This window comes from Acinetobacter entericus, assembly GCF_026168575.1.
Taxonomy (GTDB): domain Bacteria; phylum Pseudomonadota; class Gammaproteobacteria; order Pseudomonadales; family Moraxellaceae; genus Acinetobacter; species Acinetobacter bouvetii.
Window position 1 is genome coordinate 154,326 of record NZ_JAPEQW010000006.1, and the last position, 16,009, is coordinate 170,334.

Annotated in this window: 16 protein-coding genes; 6 read left to right on the plus strand and 10 right to left on the minus strand. The window is 44.3% G+C overall.

Annotated features, from left to right (window positions below; all coding sequences use genetic code 11):
* Window positions 1–55: 55 nt before the first annotated feature.
* Genes rng through OKC24_RS07040 form a run of 5 tightly spaced genes read right to left on the minus strand, consistent with a single transcriptional unit; the run spans window position 56 to window position 4,504 of the window.
* Window positions 56–1,510 carry a ribonuclease G gene (gene rng / locus OKC24_RS07020; protein WP_131276371.1) on the minus strand — a complete coding sequence of 485 codons (1,455 nt, stop codon included), beginning with the start codon at window positions 1,508–1,510 and terminating at the stop codon, window positions 56–58.
* A 41-nt stretch (window positions 1,511–1,551) separates the two neighbouring features.
* Entirely contained in the window at window positions 1,552–2,118 is a 567-nt protein-coding gene (locus OKC24_RS07025; protein ID WP_265464907.1) for a Maf-like protein, read from the minus strand.
* A complete protein-coding gene (mreD, locus tag OKC24_RS07030) occupies window positions 2,106–2,597 on the minus strand; it encodes a rod shape-determining protein MreD (protein WP_265464908.1) in 492 nt (163 codons plus the stop codon). Before mreD ends, OKC24_RS07025 begins: the two co-directional genes overlap by 13 nt.
* Window positions 2,584–3,441, minus strand: a complete 858-nt coding sequence (gene mreC / locus OKC24_RS07035) for a rod shape-determining protein MreC (protein WP_005011656.1) — start codon at window positions 3,439–3,441, stop codon at window positions 2,584–2,586. Before mreC ends, mreD begins: the two co-directional genes overlap by 14 nt.
* 16 nt (window positions 3,442–3,457) lie before the next feature.
* Window positions 3,458–4,504: a rod shape-determining protein gene (locus OKC24_RS07040; protein ID WP_005011659.1), complete on the minus strand. Its 1,047-nt coding sequence runs from the start codon at window positions 4,502–4,504 to the stop codon at window positions 3,458–3,460.
* A 132-nt stretch (window positions 4,505–4,636) separates the two neighbouring features.
* On the opposite strand from OKC24_RS07040, the gene gatC reads away from it, so the two are divergent.
* Genes gatC through gatB form a run of 3 tightly spaced genes read left to right on the plus strand, consistent with a single transcriptional unit; the run spans window position 4,637 to window position 7,964 of the window.
* Window positions 4,637–4,951 (plus strand): Asp-tRNA(Asn)/Glu-tRNA(Gln) amidotransferase subunit GatC, encoded by a 315-nt coding sequence (gene gatC / locus OKC24_RS07045; protein ID WP_130146556.1) that lies wholly within the window; start codon window positions 4,637–4,639, stop codon window positions 4,949–4,951.
* Between the two features lie 53 nt (window positions 4,952–5,004).
* A complete protein-coding gene (gatA, locus tag OKC24_RS07050; protein ID WP_131276374.1) occupies window positions 5,005–6,483 on the plus strand; it encodes an Asp-tRNA(Asn)/Glu-tRNA(Gln) amidotransferase subunit GatA in 1,479 nt (492 codons plus the stop codon).
* Window positions 6,483–7,964, plus strand: a complete 1,482-nt coding sequence (gene gatB, locus OKC24_RS07055; protein WP_131276375.1) for an Asp-tRNA(Asn)/Glu-tRNA(Gln) amidotransferase subunit GatB — start codon at window positions 6,483–6,485, stop codon at window positions 7,962–7,964. Before gatA ends, gatB begins: the two co-directional genes overlap by 1 nt.
* A 48-nt stretch (window positions 7,965–8,012) precedes the next feature.
* On the opposite strand, the gene OKC24_RS07060 is transcribed toward gatB, so the two are convergent.
* Complete coding sequence (locus tag OKC24_RS07060; protein WP_130146561.1) at window positions 8,013–8,642, minus strand: DUF4145 domain-containing protein; 630 nt, start codon at window positions 8,640–8,642, stop codon at window positions 8,013–8,015.
* An 817-nt stretch (window positions 8,643–9,459) separates the two neighbouring features.
* Between OKC24_RS07060 and OKC24_RS07065 the strand changes: the two genes are divergently transcribed.
* Complete coding sequence (locus OKC24_RS07065; protein WP_131276376.1) at window positions 9,460–10,038, plus strand: hypothetical protein; 579 nt, start codon at window positions 9,460–9,462, stop codon at window positions 10,036–10,038.
* A 249-nt stretch (window positions 10,039–10,287) separates the two neighbouring features.
* Here OKC24_RS07065 and OKC24_RS07070 read toward each other — a convergent pair whose 3' ends face one another.
* The gene (locus tag OKC24_RS07070; protein WP_130146565.1) at window positions 10,288–10,512 is read right to left on the minus strand and encodes a toxin-antitoxin system, toxin component, PIN family protein; all 225 of its coding nucleotides are present in this window, start codon (window positions 10,510–10,512) and stop codon (window positions 10,288–10,290) included.
* Between the two features lie 497 nt (window positions 10,513–11,009).
* Entirely contained in the window at window positions 11,010–11,528 is a 519-nt protein-coding gene (locus OKC24_RS07075) for a hypothetical protein (protein ID WP_131276377.1), read from the minus strand.
* A gap of 230 nt (window positions 11,529–11,758) precedes the next feature.
* Between OKC24_RS07075 and OKC24_RS07080 the strand changes: the two genes are divergently transcribed.
* Window positions 11,759–12,337: a DJ-1/PfpI family protein gene (locus OKC24_RS07080; RefSeq protein ID WP_131276378.1), complete on the plus strand. Its 579-nt coding sequence runs from the start codon at window positions 11,759–11,761 to the stop codon at window positions 12,335–12,337.
* A gap of 133 nt (window positions 12,338–12,470) precedes the next feature.
* Here the strand turns inward: OKC24_RS07080 and OKC24_RS07085 are convergent, their stop codons facing one another.
* Entirely contained in the window at window positions 12,471–13,448 is a 978-nt protein-coding gene (locus OKC24_RS07085; RefSeq protein ID WP_131276379.1) for a hypothetical protein, read from the minus strand.
* Between the two features lie 278 nt (window positions 13,449–13,726).
* Window positions 13,727–14,923: a peptide antibiotic transporter SbmA gene (gene sbmA, locus OKC24_RS07090; RefSeq protein ID WP_130146573.1), complete on the minus strand. Its 1,197-nt coding sequence runs from the start codon at window positions 14,921–14,923 to the stop codon at window positions 13,727–13,729.
* A 560-nt stretch (window positions 14,924–15,483) separates the two neighbouring features.
* Between sbmA and OKC24_RS07095 the strand changes: the two genes are divergently transcribed.
* Entirely contained in the window at window positions 15,484–15,678 is a 195-nt protein-coding gene (locus OKC24_RS07095; protein WP_005011685.1) for a hypothetical protein, read from the plus strand.
* Window positions 15,679–16,009 lie beyond the last annotated feature (331 nt).

A 16,009-nucleotide genomic window follows, 5' to 3' on the forward strand; every position in this document is an offset into this window, starting at 1 on the left:
GTTCAAAAGTAAAATTTCAGTTGTAACAAGTGTTTAACGACATTCTGTTACAATTTCAGCTCAAGATGATATCGTATTGCTCTTGCGTATATAGATTTTCCACCTGGAACTTAATCACGCCGCTGATAAAGTGCTCTAAATCAGAGACAGCGGGCGCTTCCGCCGTTAACAAGCGGTCAATCACAGATGGATGCGCAACGACAGTAAAGCCACTCTGATTTTCAAAAGCCCGCGCATAGCGCAGGATTTCCCGAAAGATTTCGTAACACACTGTCTCGGCCGTTTTCACATAGCCCCGTCCCTGACAGGTCGGGCATGATTCACACAGCAAATGCTCCAAAGATTCACGGGTACGCTTTCGGGTCATTTCCACCAAACCCAGCTCTGAAACTTGGGTAATCTTGGTTTTGGCATGATCCCGTTCCAGCATTTTGTCAAACTGGCTCATCACCTGTTCACGATGATGCGCTTCCTGCATATCAATGAAATCGATGATGATAATGCCGCCCAAATTGCGCAGGCGCAGCTGGCGCGCAATAACCTGTGTCGCTTCCATGTTGGTTTTGAAAACAGTATCTTCTAATGTGCGGCCACCGACATAAGAGCCCGTATTCACATCAATGGTGGTCATCGCTTCGGTCTGATCAATCATCAGATAACCGCCAGACTTCAGCGCAACACGGGTCTGCAGAGCCTTCTGAATGTCTTCCTCAACATTGTATAAATCAAAGATTGGACGCTCACCCGGATAATGAATCAGGCGGTTGCGCATAGTCGGCACAAATTCTTCGACAAACTCGGTCAGCTTGGCGTGAATTTCCCGCGAATCGACATGAATCTTAGAGGTCTCTGCATTGGCTAAATCGCGGATCACCCGCTGCGGCAACGGCAATTCTTCAAAAATCAAGGAAGGCACCGCGATAATTTTTTGCTTGCGCTGAATGAATTCCCACAATTTCGCCAAATAGGCCATATCCTGAGCAATTTCGGCTTCAGCAATGCCTTCCGCTGCAGTCCGCACAATGACTGAGCCTGGCAATTTATGCTCTGCCTGAATGCGCTCAATCATGCTGCGCAGGCGGTCACGCTCTTCTTCAGATTCAATCCGCTGCGACACGCCTGTATGACTGCCAAAAGGCATCATAACCAAATAGCGGGACGGAATGGAAAGATCGGTGCTTAAACGGGCGCCTTTCGTGCCCAGCATATCTTTCATGACTTGAACCGTCAGAACCTGACCAGGCTGCAGCAGTTCAAAGACATTGGGCGTCGGCTGATTTTTTGGCCATACCATATCATTGATATGCAAAAATGCAGTGCGTGACAGCCCAATATCAACAAAAGCCGCCTGCATGCCGGGCAGCACGCGAACCACTTTTCCTTTGTAAATATTGCCCACTAAACCGCGTTTAACAGTACGCTCAACAAATAATTCATTGACTGTACCATTTTCGATTAACGCGACACGGCACTCCATCGGTGTGACGTTAATCAGCAACTCGTCAGACATAATAAAACTCAAAGCATTATAAAAATTCTTTTTTTCAGCAGTTAATTTAGTGCTTTAACTGTCTGTAATAACTGTGCGGTTTCATGCAGAGGCAATCCGACAACATTTGAATAGCTGCCGTCAATGCGCGGAATATAGCGGGCGGCAATACCTTGAATCGCATAGGCTCCCGCCTTGCCCAAAGGTTCACCCGTGGCCCAGTAATCTTCCATATCCCTGAGGCTCAGCACCTGAAATTCAACCTGTGTACGCACTACTATACTGCAAATTTGTTCTTTTGTACGTACGCAAACACCTGAAAAAACATCATGTTTTCGGCCTGAGATTTGCGCCCAGATTTCAAAGGCATGCTGTTTGGATTCAGGCTTGCCTAAAATACGCCCGTCAACACCAAGACTGGTATCCGCAGCCACAATGACTGCATCTGGAAAGCGCACCTGTACAGCTTTGGCTTTCATTCTGGCCAAACGCTCGACATATACCGCGGCAGTTTCACCATGCAGTATAGACTCGTCAATGTCCGGACTATAAATATCAAATGTCAGCCCCAGCTGGCTGAGCAGCTCATTGCGCCGAGGCGAACTGGAAGCCAGAATTAAATGCGCCATTTTTTCAGCAAATAATAAATGACAGGCCAGACCAATACGCTGCTTAGCAGCGGCTGCCAATGACGCGCAAAAGAAAAATGCACGCCGCTCATCACTTGCGCGATCCAAATAAAAAACAAATGCGCAAGAATTGCAATCGACGAAATAACCCATAGATTGCTGAAGGTTAAAATGCGGCGTTCACGCGTCAAAAATCTGGCTATAAATGTGATCAGCACAAAACTCAGCGCATTCATGCCCAATGGCGCATCGACCAATAGATCAACAAAAAGACCCGTGCCGAAAGCAAACCATACCCCGCACCACGTAGGCTGGCACAGCACCCAAAACAGCGTAATCATCAGCATGAATAACGGACGCCAGCCTGAAAGCTCATAGGACAATGGATAAACCATCAGCGCCGATGCCATGATCACCGAAATAATAATAGCAAACAGCGGATCCCTGCTTGTCGGACGGTTCAGTTTAGCGATCGGCATTCGGCTGCTCCATCGCTAATGAGTCTGAAAACAGTACCACCACATGGTGTCCGCCCGCTAATTGCGCAGCAGGAATTACATCAATCTGTGAAAATTCACCTGAGTTATGACGCTGCACCTTAGACACCGTACCGACTAAATAGCCTGCCGGGAAATGTGCCCCTAGGCCAGAGCTATACACTTTTTCACCTACTTTGATATTGGCGCTGGTTGGAACATATTCCATTTTTAAGCGCCCAAGATCACCTGTGCCGGTTACAATTGCGCGCATGCCCGTACGTTCCAAACGCACAGATAAAGAATGTTCCTTATCAGACAGCAACATAATTCGGCTGCTATGCGGGTAGACATTGACAATCTGCCCCATAATGCCTTTATCATCCAGCACCGTTTGCCCGACTTTCAGCTGGCTGCTGGCTCCACGGTTAATCACAATAATATGGCGCAGCGGATCTGCATCAGTGCCAATGACTTCTGCAATTTCCATGCGGCCGTCAATAATTAAAGGCGTGTCTAATAAGCCGCGCAAACGGGTATTCTCTGCAGAGAGCTCAGAGAGTTTTTGCAGTCGGACTTGCGCCTGAAGCAGTTCAGCCTGCATCGCGGTGTTTTCACGGCGCAGTTGAGCTTCTGACTTGGTTTGTTGATTCAGCCATTCTCGCGATAACACTGGATAGCTTGCAGCAGCATAAATGGGATTATAGGCTGCATACAAAACGTCTCTTGCCGGTTGAATTACATGCGGCATGCGCCAATCAAAGAAAAGCACCACCAGACATGCAATCACCGCAATGATAAATGAGCGAAAAGATGGCGGCTGTCTTGAAAACAGTTGAGTTTGCACCCGCCCAGTCCTTGTCTTAGCCTACAAACAGCATGTCGTGATTTGGATTATCGAAGAAATCGAGTACTTTACCGCCGCCGCGAGTGACGCAAGTTAATGGATCCTCGGCAACCACTACTGGCAAGCCTGTTTCTTTTGCTAGCAGTTTATCCAGATTGCGAAGCAATGCGCCGCCGCCAGTCAATACGATACCGCGCTCTGCAATATCTGACGACAGTTCAGGAGGCGTCTGTTCCAGCGCAGATTTTACTGCGGACACAATGCTTTGCAATGGATCAGAAATCGCTTGGGTAATTTCATCCGAAGTGACGGTAATTGCGCGAGGCACGCCTTCTGCTAGGTTGCGGCCGCGGACTTCGATTTCCAGCGCTTTTGCACCTTCTTCAGGAAGCGCCATGCCTACTTCTTTTTTAATGGTTTCAGCCGTAGTTTCACCAATGACACAGCCATGCGCTTTACGGACATAATTAATAATCTGTTCATCAAAGACATCGCCGCCAATACGCAATGAGTCTGCATAGACACAGCCCTGCAATGAAATAATGGCAATTTCTGTTGTACCGCCGCCCACATCAACCACCATCGAACCGCAAGCCTGCTCGACTGGCATGCCGGCACCAATCGCCGCCGCCATCGGCTCTTCAATTAAACGCACATCACGCGCGCCTGCGTTATAGACCGCTTCACGGATCGCGCGGCGCTCTACTAAGGTTGATTTGCACGGCACACAGACTACGACACGCGGCGCAGGCGGAAACAGGCGTTTTTCATGCACTTTGCCAATAAACTGGTTCAGCATGGTTTCCGTCACTTCAAAATCCGCAATCACACCGTCTTTCATTGGGCGGATTGCAGAAATATTTGCGGGTGTACGGCCAAGCATCTGCTTTGCATCAAGGCCGACTGCCGAAACAATTTTTTGTGAGCCGCTGTGACGAATCGCCACAACCGTCGGTTCATTTAATATAATGCCTCGTCCTGGCGCATAAATAAGTGTATTTGCTGTACCTAAATCAATGGCTAGATCGGGCGAAAACAAGCCAATTAGTCTTTTTAGAATCACGGAGACGTTCTCGATTAAACTTTATGTGGACGCAAGGTCGCAACTTTAACTAAATGTGATGATTTGAACAAGTCAATCGCTTATTATAACGCACGATAATTTGAAATTTTTTAATACTGATTAGGTAATGTTATGTCTACATCGGATGCACAGCAGTCTGCAGATCTCAATGCAAAAACAGTTTCAGCAATTGCCCATTTGGCGCGATTATCGCTGAATGAAGCGCAATCTGCTGAATATGCTCAAAGTTTAAATAAAATTTTAGGCATGATGGAAACTTTAAAAGGCATCAATACTGACGGTGTTGAACCACTGAAAAGTCCATTCGACAACCCGCAGCCATTGCGTGAAGATGTGGTGACTGAAGAAAATCATCGTGAGGAATATCAAGCTGTTGCACCTGCAACGCAAGACGGCTTATACCTTGTTCCGCGCGTAATTGAGTAATTACTGCTCAGTTCATCTATTTTCTCAAAATTAAACGTAAAGAATTATTTCTCATGACCGATTTACACCGCTTATCCGTTCGTGAACTGACAGAAGGCTTAGCTGCGGCTAAATTTTCTTCTCGCGAACTTACTGAACACTATTTAAAACGCATTGAAAAAATCGATGCACAAGTACAGTCGTATGTCACCGTCACCGCTGAACAGGCTTTGGCTGAAGCAAATGCAGCCGACGCTTTGCGTAAAGCTGGCGGCGCAACGGTACTGACTGGCGTGCCGATTGCGCATAAAGATATTTTCTGTACACACGGCATCAAAACTACAGCCGGCTCTAAAATGCTGGACAACTTTATCTCTCCTTACGACGCCACCGTTGTAGCGAAAGGCAAAGTTGCCGGTTTGGTGACGTTGGGTAAAGTGAACATGGATGAATTCGCCATGGGCTCTACCTCTGAATCGTCTTACTTTGGCGCAACGGCAAACCCTTGGGCGCTGGACCACGTTCCGGGCGGTTCTTCAGGCGGTTCGGCTGCAGCCGTTGCAGCTGACCTTGCTCCGTTTGCAACAGGTACAGATACAGGCGGTTCTATTCGTCAGCCTGCATCTTTCTGCGGTTTGACAGGCCTGAAACCAACTTATGGCCGTGTTTCTCGTTTTGGCATGATCGCTTATGCATCTTCTTTAGACCAAGGCGGCCCAATGGCGCGTTCGGCTGAAGACTGTGCCTACCTGATGAACGTGATGGCGGGCCATGACGCCAAAGATTCAACGTCAATTGAAAAAGACGCAGACAACTATGTGGCGAACTTGAACAGCACATCAGTAAAAGGCTTGCGCATTGGCATTCCTAGACAGTACTTCAATGCTGCTGGTTTAGATGCAGACGTAAAAGCGCGCGTTGAAGAATCTTTGAAAAAATTGGAAGACATGGGCGCCGTTTTGGTTGAAATTGACCTCAACATGACTGAAAGCTATGTGCCGACGTATTACCTGATTGCCCCTGCTGAAGCCTCTTCAAACTTGTCACGTTTTGACGGCGTGCGTTACGGCTACCGTGCAGAAAATCCTGTGGACTTGATGGATTTGTACAAGCGCTCACGTTCTAAAGGTTTTGGTAAAGAAGTTCAGCAGCGCATTTTGATCGGCACCTATGCGTTATCGGCTGGCTATTACGACGCCTACTATGTAAAAGCGCAAAAAGTACGCCGTTTAATTCAGCAAGACTTCTTAAAAGCCTTTGAATCTGTCGATGTGATTGCAGCGCCTTCTGCACCGACGACGGCTTATCGAATCGGTGCAAACCTGTCTCAGGTTGAGATGTACTTAGGCGACATTTATACCATCGCAGTCAACCTTGCAGGCCTTCCTGCAATCAATGCCCCAGTCGGTTTTGACAAAGACAGCCTGCCTGTGGGCTTACAGCTGATTGGCAACTACTGGTCAGAATCTCAATTATTGTCTGTGGTGCATCAGTACCAGCAAGCAACCGATTGGCATACAAAACGCGCGGCAATTGCTGAGGAGAATGCATAATGGCTCAAGCTCAAAAAGCGGCTAAACCAAAATCTAACCTGATTGATGGCTGGGAAGTGGTGATTGGCATCGAGATTCACACTCAGCTTGCCACCAATACCAAAATTTTCTCCGGCTCTTCTACCACTTTCGGCCAAGACCCAAATACTCAAGCCAGCCTTGTCGATTTGGCGATGCCGGGTGTATTGCCAGTATTGAACAAAGAAGTGGTTGATCTTGCGATTCGCTTTGGTTTGGGGATTGATGCGTACATCGACCAAGCGTCTGTGTTTGCGCGTAAAAACTACTTCTACCCAGACTCACCTAAAGGCTACCAAATCAGCCAAATGGACAACCCGATTGTGGGCTTGGGCCATATCGACATCCAGCTTGAAGATGGCACGGTAAAACGCATTGGCGTGACACGCGCACACCTTGAAGAAGATGCAGGCAAATCAATTCATGACCAGTTTGAAGGCATGTCAGGCATCGATTTGAACCGTGCAGGTACACCTTTACTTGAAATCGTCTCTGAACCGGATATGCGTTCAGTTGAAGAAGCTGTGGCTTATATTAAGTCGATTCACACGTTGGTACGCTGGTTAGGCATTTCTGACGGCAACATGGCGGAAGGTTCGTTCCGCTGTGACTGCAACGTGTCTTTACGCCGTCCGGGCAATGAGTTTGGTACACGCTGTGAGCTGAAAAACCTCAACTCATTCCGTTTCATTGAACAAGCAATTAACGTTGAAATTGAACGTCAAATGGAAATCCTAGAATGGGATGGCACCATTGACCAAGAAACGCGTTTGTTCGACCCTGTGAAGATGGAAACGCGTTCTATGCGTTCTAAGGAAGAAGCAAACGATTACCGCTACTTCCCAGACCCTGACTTATTGCCTGTTGTGATTGCAGATACGCAAATTGAAGCGGCACGCGCTGCCCTTCCTGAGTTGCCTGCTGCACGCCGTGAACGCTTTGTTGCTGACTTTGGCGTAACTGAATACGATGCGCACGTTTTAACGCTGACTCGTGAAATGTCAGAGTTTTACGAAGCCGTTGTAAACGCTGCCGGCGGCGCTGCGCAAGGTAAAGTGGCTGCCAACTGGGTGATGGGCGAATTCTCGGGCGCTTTAAACAAAGCAAGCTTAGAACTACAAGATTCTCCTGTAACAGCAGAAAAACTTGGCGGTATGATCGCGCGTATTGTGGACAACACAATTAACGGTAAAATCGCGAAGCAAGTGTTCGGCTTTATGTGGGAAGAAGGCAAAACTGCGGACGAAATTATTGCTGAAAAAGGCTTGAAACAGGAAACTGATACAGGCGCAGTTGAAGCAATTATTAAAGACGTGCTTGCTGCCAATGAGAAGATGGTTGAAGAGTATAAGTCTGGTAAAGAGAAAGCTTTCAACGGTCTTGTGGGTCAAGTGATGAAAGCAGCGAAAGGCAAAGCTAACCCTGCTCAAGTGAATGAATTAATGAAGAAATTGATTGGTTGATCTGATCTTTCTTTAAAAGAAAACCCGCGAAAGCGGGTTTTTTTATACTTATAATGAAGCTCTTTTTTGTTCTGGAAATAAGGAGTTAATTTCATCAATTTCCTTTGGTTTTGTAATAGCATAATCCACTATTAAATTAATATAAGTGAAAATAGCTGCATTAATATCTTCTAAAACTTCATCACCGATAATCCCTGGATGTACATTTGCATTTCCAATCAATCTAATATTATCAGCAGCTTGTGCAACTCTTAATGGAATAATTTGTTGTTTTGCCAACTCTTCAATTGACTCTCTAATATTCTTCTTTTTAACACCTAAATGCTCGCATAATTTTTCTAAAGCCAAGCGTATAAGAGCAGCACCAGAACGTGGTGACAATTCAAAAATCAAAGCAGCCTCTTTATATAATTTTTTTACTTCTTCTGGCGTATCAGGTAAATAATCAGGAATATCTTGATTATTGATTTCCTGAATTGGAAATAATCTTAGCACCTCAGTGTCATCACTAGGTCTAGGTATACCCTGTAAAGCTAACCAACCAGTAACTTCTCGATTGTTGTACCAAATACTATCCTTATTACATGATGCACAATTTGCTTGATGAACCCTAGTTAGAACATTATGTTCAGCACCTTGGTCATCATATACAAGTAAAGATAAATTATCCCATTTCATATATGAAAATGCTCCACAATGGGGACATTTAAAACTTTTTTGATCAAGAATTGTTTTTGGTAACTCTGGTATCTTCATAACGTTTACTAACTTGAATTTTTTATTTATTTAACAAGTTTACATAGAAATCAGTAAGTTTAAAAACTATTATTCTTATGAAAATTAATAGAATATTTTGTTTATATAATTACCAAAAAATAAATTGATATCTAATAAGTATTCTCCATCGCCAAGCTTAAAGACTTAGGGCTTATTCAACTTTCAGAGTCCTTTTTTATGCGTGACTATTAAATCCCTCTAAATCTCCCTTTAAGAAAGGGAGACTTTGTCATGTGATTAATTGAATACGCTTTGTTCCCTCTCCTTTAACAAAGGAGAGGGCTAGGGAGAGGATTATATTGAAAAGATGAAAACTTTAGCCCTCATCCCCCGCCTTCTCCCAAAAAGAGAAGGGCTTCCATTTACATCTACCCACAACTCGATTTCGCCTTTTTTTAGATTCAAAAGTTAACTATTTCATAGGCATAAAATAGATTCTAAAACATTGAATTGACGCAATGCTGTTTGATGCTTGCCCAACTGAGCAAAACCGCAGTTTTCTATGTTGGTAACTTCTTGTGTCCTCGTGATTTTATTTGTTATGAATTTTGTGCATTGCTGTACATCATATTGCTGAAACCACCGAATATGGTTAAAAATAATCCAGCAAACAAGAATAATGATGCGCCGCTTAATTTCATTTTTAACTATAGGGCAAATGTGTCATATCACTTGAGTCAGGGGTCACAAACATAACCTCCTATTTGGAGAACAGACCATGAATTTCCCTAAAATATTAATTCTTACCAGTTGTATTGTCCTATCCGCACCTAACCTCTTTGCAGTGCAGACCAAGGCTGCTACTCACGGCAGCACCGCAGCAACTGACCAAAAAGCTATTGCGAGCGCAATGAGCGCAGCGCCAAAAAAAGTGGCTGCAGCAGCAACCATTGTGGCCATGGGCAAAGATGGCAAGATGCATACCTTACGTAAAGGCCATAACAACTTTACCTGCATGCCTGATAATCCAGCAACCCCAGGCCCAGACCCGATGTGCATGGACAAGGCGGCTTTGGAATGGGCAGAAGCCTGGATGGGTCACCAGCCGCCCAAAGCCGGTAAAATTGGCTTTATGTACATGCTGGAAGGCGAAACCGATGCCAGCAATGTTGATCCTTATGCTCAAAAACCAACCGCAGGCAACCATTGGATCAAGACCGGCCCCCATGTCATGATTGTCGGTGCGGAACCCGGCTTTTATGATATGTATCCTAAGAGTGCCCAGCCGGACACCAGCATACCGTACATCATGTGGCCCGGAACGCCTTATCAGCACTTAATGATTCCGGTAAAGTGAGCCTCAACATCCACATCACAGCTCCGGCCCAAGCATAAAGCATCAAGGGATTCTGCCTGTGACTGGCCAAACAAGCCTGTGCCAGCTGCTGTGATTGAGAGAGGCCTATCGGCCATCGCAAGAAAATATACCATCTCTCCTTTCAGCGGCCTGTTAAATGGCTGCTGAAATTCAAATTGTTTTAAAATAAGGCGTGTTGAGGTTTCATGAAGTCATCAAATAAATATGCAGGCCAAAACTGCAGAATTTTCATAATTTCGCTTTAGCTTGCCATCTTGTGTTGCGATTTTTCTCAATTACTTCAATCGGCAAAACAACACTGATTTCAGCAAATGTATAATATTGAACATTCCTTAGCACAGTCTTACCGCGGCCAAAACTCAAACCCGAAAAGGGCTGAATTGCATTTTCAAAATTCGAAAACTTAGACTGTAAATCCTGAGATACCCCGACATGATCAATAGAAATCTTCACCTAACACATTAAAAACTCAGATTGAAAAAATAATATCTTCTATCATCAAACTTGAAAACTTAGGACATATTAAGCTTTCAAAATCTTTCTTTGTGCATGGTTTCTGCCCCCTCATCCCCTGCCTTATCCCTATGGGAGAAGGAGCTTTCACTAGCAATTAAATACTGGCGTGAATTTAATATTCTCTCTCCTTTTAGGAGAGGACTAGGGAGAGGATTATTTTTGATGTTATATAATTAAATAAATATCAAATAAAAACAAAAATGACGCCCGAACGCTTACTCAGTATCATTCAAATTGCAATTGGCATATTCGCAGTGGTCATTGTAATTTTGCTTATTATTCCCAAAACCCGTAAGTGGCTATCTGAAATGCAACCTGAGCCTCGCAGAAAACAACGTGGATTAGATTTTCCCAATGGAATAGAGGTGATCTTCTATCCTATTTTGGGTTATTCAAAATTATCTTTTCAATCTTTAAATAACCCGATGGATTTATTATCGAGCCGAACCTAATTTATTCCAAAGCTCAGGCGTCAAAAAGGTCATCACCAATTTATTCATATCCACATAGCGCAGCACGCCTTGCAACTGCGATTTCACTTCAGGATTCTTCAAAATTTCTTCGCCCGTGATGCTGCCAAGTTCCTGAAAACTCTCACCCACGGCCTGCATGCCTTCAGCCTTAATCACCGCTTTGGCCTGAGCTGAACACTGCTCCATCAAAATCCGCTGCAAAGTCTGCGCTAAATTTTTATCCAGCTGAGTCCGCTGCGCATCTGTCACCTGGCTGTATGCCTTTAAGTCTGGATGAGCCGACAAAGCGCTAAATGTCCATTGCAGCACGGCAGTTTTATCCGACGCTGTAGTTGATTTCACCAAACAGTCGCTGAGCTGATCCACTGTTGGCCCTGCTGCGGCAATTTGGCTGACTCCACATAAAAATACAGCCATCAAGCTCAGGCAGCCCATGCGGGATTTTTTTGGGCGTACAGCAGTGAAAACATCGCGTGACATAAAGCAAACTCCAGTGAATATCCACCTCTTTGTATCACAAAGTATGGCTATACACCTGTTACGACTCTGTAAAATAAAACCCGAGATGCATCCTGCATAAAAACCTGATGATTTGATGCAGCTACTTGCTTCGACTAAAGAGCTATGCCCGCTGAATTTTCTAAACCTCCCGCATGTGCTATGGTCATTGAAAAAGCAATATAAATCACATCTAAACAGAGGGAAAAAACATGGCCAAACAAATTTTAATGCTGGTGGGCGACTATGCCGAAGATTATGAAACCATGGTGCCTTTTCAGTTCCTGACGGCTCTTGGCTATACCGTACACGCAGTTTGTCCGGATAAAAAAGCCGGCGGCAGTATTGCCACCGCCATTCACGATTTTGAAGGTGAGCAAACTTATAGCGAAAAACGAGGCCACAACTTTGCTATCAATTATGATTTTAGCGCAGTCAACACTCAGGATTATGCCGGCTTGGTGATTCCGGGCGGACGGGCGCCAGAATATTTACGCATGAATGACCGCGTGGTGGAGATTGTTCGTGAATTTGACGCTGCGGAAAAGCCGATTGCCTCGGTCTGCCACGGCGCACAGCTTTTGGCTGCAGCCGATGTCCTAAAAGGCCGCCTATGTTCTGCTTATCCGGCCTGTGCAGCGGAAGTAAAACTGGCGGGTGGAACGTATGCGGATATTGCCGTGACTGAAGCTGTAACCGATGGCCATTTGGTGACAGCGCCCGCTTGGCCTGCACATCCTGCATGGATGGCGCAATTTGCAAAAGCCTTAGGCGCTTCAATCAGCATCTAAACCATCAGGCTTTTAAATCCAAAAATTAAAAAACGCTAAGCATTTCTGCGCTTAGCGTTTATCTGCTGATCCGCACATTCACCTCAGGCCATCTGAACCATTCGATGGCTTCATTGATGCTGCGTCATTCACACTACTTCATTTGGCCCAGCATATGCTTTGCGCCTGCATGATTGTAATTATTGGACAAATTCTGCAGTATGCGCGTTGCCTGCACTTTTGAGTTGGAAAAACGGTTTTTATACGCGGGTACACTGGTTAAGCAGCGCGCTACCAGCATGCCGGATTCTGTATAGACTTTCGTGCCGTCAGTTCCCTGCAGCTTGCCATAGTTATATGCACGCTGCGCATTATTACATGCATTGACCTGATTTTGCCCTTTCCCTAAATCACGGCGTGCAGCCACATAATATTGCATTTGCTGCTGCTGCTCAGTCAGTGCAGGTTGCGCTACCCGCTTCACAGGTTCTGCGGCAACAGTATCTTTTTTCTCTTCAACCTCTTTGGCAGGAACTTTCGCCGTACTGCTTTTTGCTGCAGGCGCGGCAGGCATTTTTTTACTTGTATTCACGTTGGCGCTGCTGTTTTTATAAAAGCGCCGCGCTTCATCTGCACTCATCATATCGGTCTTTAAGCGCACAGCTCGTGCATCTGCAAATTGTGATGACCGCAATTCAGATACAGGCTCAATCGATACGATCCAATGCTGGCCATTTTTCTGCACACACTGATAAGCGCCAATGCCTTGCTTAATATTGGCATGCGCAGCTAAAGTATTTCTAGATTTCGCCTCTTTAACCAAACTTAGCGTGCTTTTATACAGCAATGAAAAGCTGCCATTTTGGCTATGGCAGTAGTTGCTTAAATACTTGCGGGGATACAGAGACTGCGGTTCAGCATCACCATGCTTGGCTCCCCATGCATAGACATATTCTTTGGCGCTGCCATTGGCTTCGTTAATATTTTTTTGATCAATCACTTGCTGTGCCGAAGCATATTTTTCAAAGGCTTCTGAACCTGTTTTTCCAACAGTGGCGCAGCCATGCAGCGCCATGACTGCACTAAACATCAACAATAATGTTTTGAAATTCACGCATATATTCTCAATCATGCTGAGAAAATGAACATATACCAAATACCCTTAAATCTCAAATACAACACTTTGTTTTTCATGTGTTTTTTGATTGAACCAATCTATGTTTTTAAAAGGCAACTGCCAAGCAAGCAGGCCATTTATCTAATTACCTGAACCATGCATCCTTTTTATTTGTTTAAAAAGCAGCAATTTAAATCTCTTTTACAAATGCGTTGCTGAGCCGCCCAATAAAAAGCCCGCTCGTCGCGGGCTTTTTTAGCAATCATCAGATGGAATCTTAAGAAATAAATCCCCTATTGATCCAAGGTGGATTCAAAGGCTTTTAGCCGTTTATAGATTGACAGCAGTTCGATGATGGTTGGCCAAGAAGCAATTAAATATTGGAAAGATTCACGCACTTTGCCGAATACGTTAGAAATCTGCATCATGAGGCCCAGAGTAATCATCCCTGCGGCAATACTTGGAAACAGTACAAATAAGCCATACAAATTATCCAGCTGCATGTACCAGATGCGCACCATATTAAAATAGGCATAATGGAAGTATAACCGGAAATAATTAAAGCGCACCTTGCTGAATAATTCTTTCAAGGTTACTGGATCTGCACGCTCAGCATTATCTTCACCATAAACCAGTTCCTTCCGGTAAGCCGCCTCCACTTTTTGGTTATTGAACTCTAAGCCCGGCAGCTTATAGCCAACCAACATCAATATGACAGTGCCGGCAACAGACCAAGTTACTGCCGCCCACATTAAGGCATGCGGGATTTCACCAACAAGCGGCAAGACCTTCACATGAGAGGAAAGCGAAAATAGAACTGGCAAAAAGGCCAATAAAGTCATCAGCGCTTCCACTAAGCTGACCCCCAGCCCTTCCATGGTTCTGGCAAAACGCATGGTATCTTCCTGAATACGCTGTGAAGCCCCTTCAATATGGCGCAGCTTGTCCCAATTGGCCGTATAGTAATCATTCATTGCCGTGCGCCAGCGGAATATATAATGGCTGACAAAAAATAGGTTAAATACGGCAGTCGTTACATAAACCATTGCCACATATAAGAATGTCATTACACCGCTGTACAGCAGCATGACATCCCCGCCGCCATTGCTGAGCATTTTTTGAATGAGGTCATAGAACGGGTTATACCATGCATTCACTACTAGACTGACCTGAACGCCAAACCAGATATTGAACAGAATGAATGCCGAGCCCCAAACAGACCATCTTTGCCATGGATTATTGGACTTGAATTGCCAAAAAAGGGCAAATATAACGGTCGAAATAAAGAACCATAAATAAAACCAAAGGAAAGATGGCGCCCAAAAGCGGCTCACCCCGATTGGCAATTCTGCAGAGGCATAGCCCTGCGGCATCCCTAGAAATGTTCCCCAGCTGTTGCCTCCGCTGTACCAAAGCGCGATATTAATGACGAACCATAGGATTAACGATCCAAAAAACCATTTTGGATGAGGAAAAAAGGATTTAAACATTCTGCTGCTGGTGTCCTTTATTATTGCTATGAAGAATATGAATCGATCTTAAAACTTAAACCTTAATTTTTCTTTTAAAAATTTGCAATTTTGTCAGATATTTTGTTGCGTTTGTTCTGCATCATGCGCTTGATATTACGCTTTTAAAAGGTGTTGCTTATCTAAACTATGAAAAATTAGCTGACTGAGCAGGCCATTTTCTCAAACTGCATCCTTTGCCTGTTTTCGCTTGGATGCTTCCTGCATTGTATGAATAAGAACAGCCCCGGTCTGCGGCCAGCGAAAGTATCAGCACGGACTGGGCTGATCATGCCACGTATAGCGCTTTCAAAATAGCCGTGGAATTCCAGCGCTATTCAGTTCAAAAATAAATTCATTATGATTCAATCTAAAGTTCTAAAATGAAGCGGGGCTTAAAAATTGAATAATTTTTTATATTAACTACCCTTCATTTATGGTTTTTTATATGACATGATCAGCAGTATTTACAACAATAGTTAAAAAACAATAGAATGTGCTAATATCATAAAACAAACCATATAAATTTAAAGGGGATTAAAATGGACAACTTAATTATAGAACTGCTTAAACCAGTTACATTGGAAAAAGAAAACTGCGAACCGCTGACATTTGAACAAGGCACAGTCCTGAAAGTCGTCATGCACACACCTAAGGGCTTATTGGTCAGCAATGATGATAAGTTTAACTTCATGATTTCACTCAAAGACCAAAACACTGTTTGGCGCGAAATCTAAGCTGTTTTTCTAAAATAGATATACTGCATCTGTAATTTTCATTCCCTTAAATAGGTGCAGTATGCCTCGCTTTTACATCTAACTTTCTACCATTACCTATTTTATTCACTTAAAGTTTATTAACTTCATGTTTTAAACCATATACCCAATAATAGGGATAGACAAATCCGGGCGCAGTTATTTTTTAATTTCACAATATTTATTCCCTCCTCTGCATATTATTCAGCATTAATTTTCTTTCCCCCCTCATTTTGGACAGGCCGTAATTTCCCGATTTTAAATACAATAGGCTTTGTTGCATAAAGGCTTTAAAGATAGAGTTTCCCTAAGC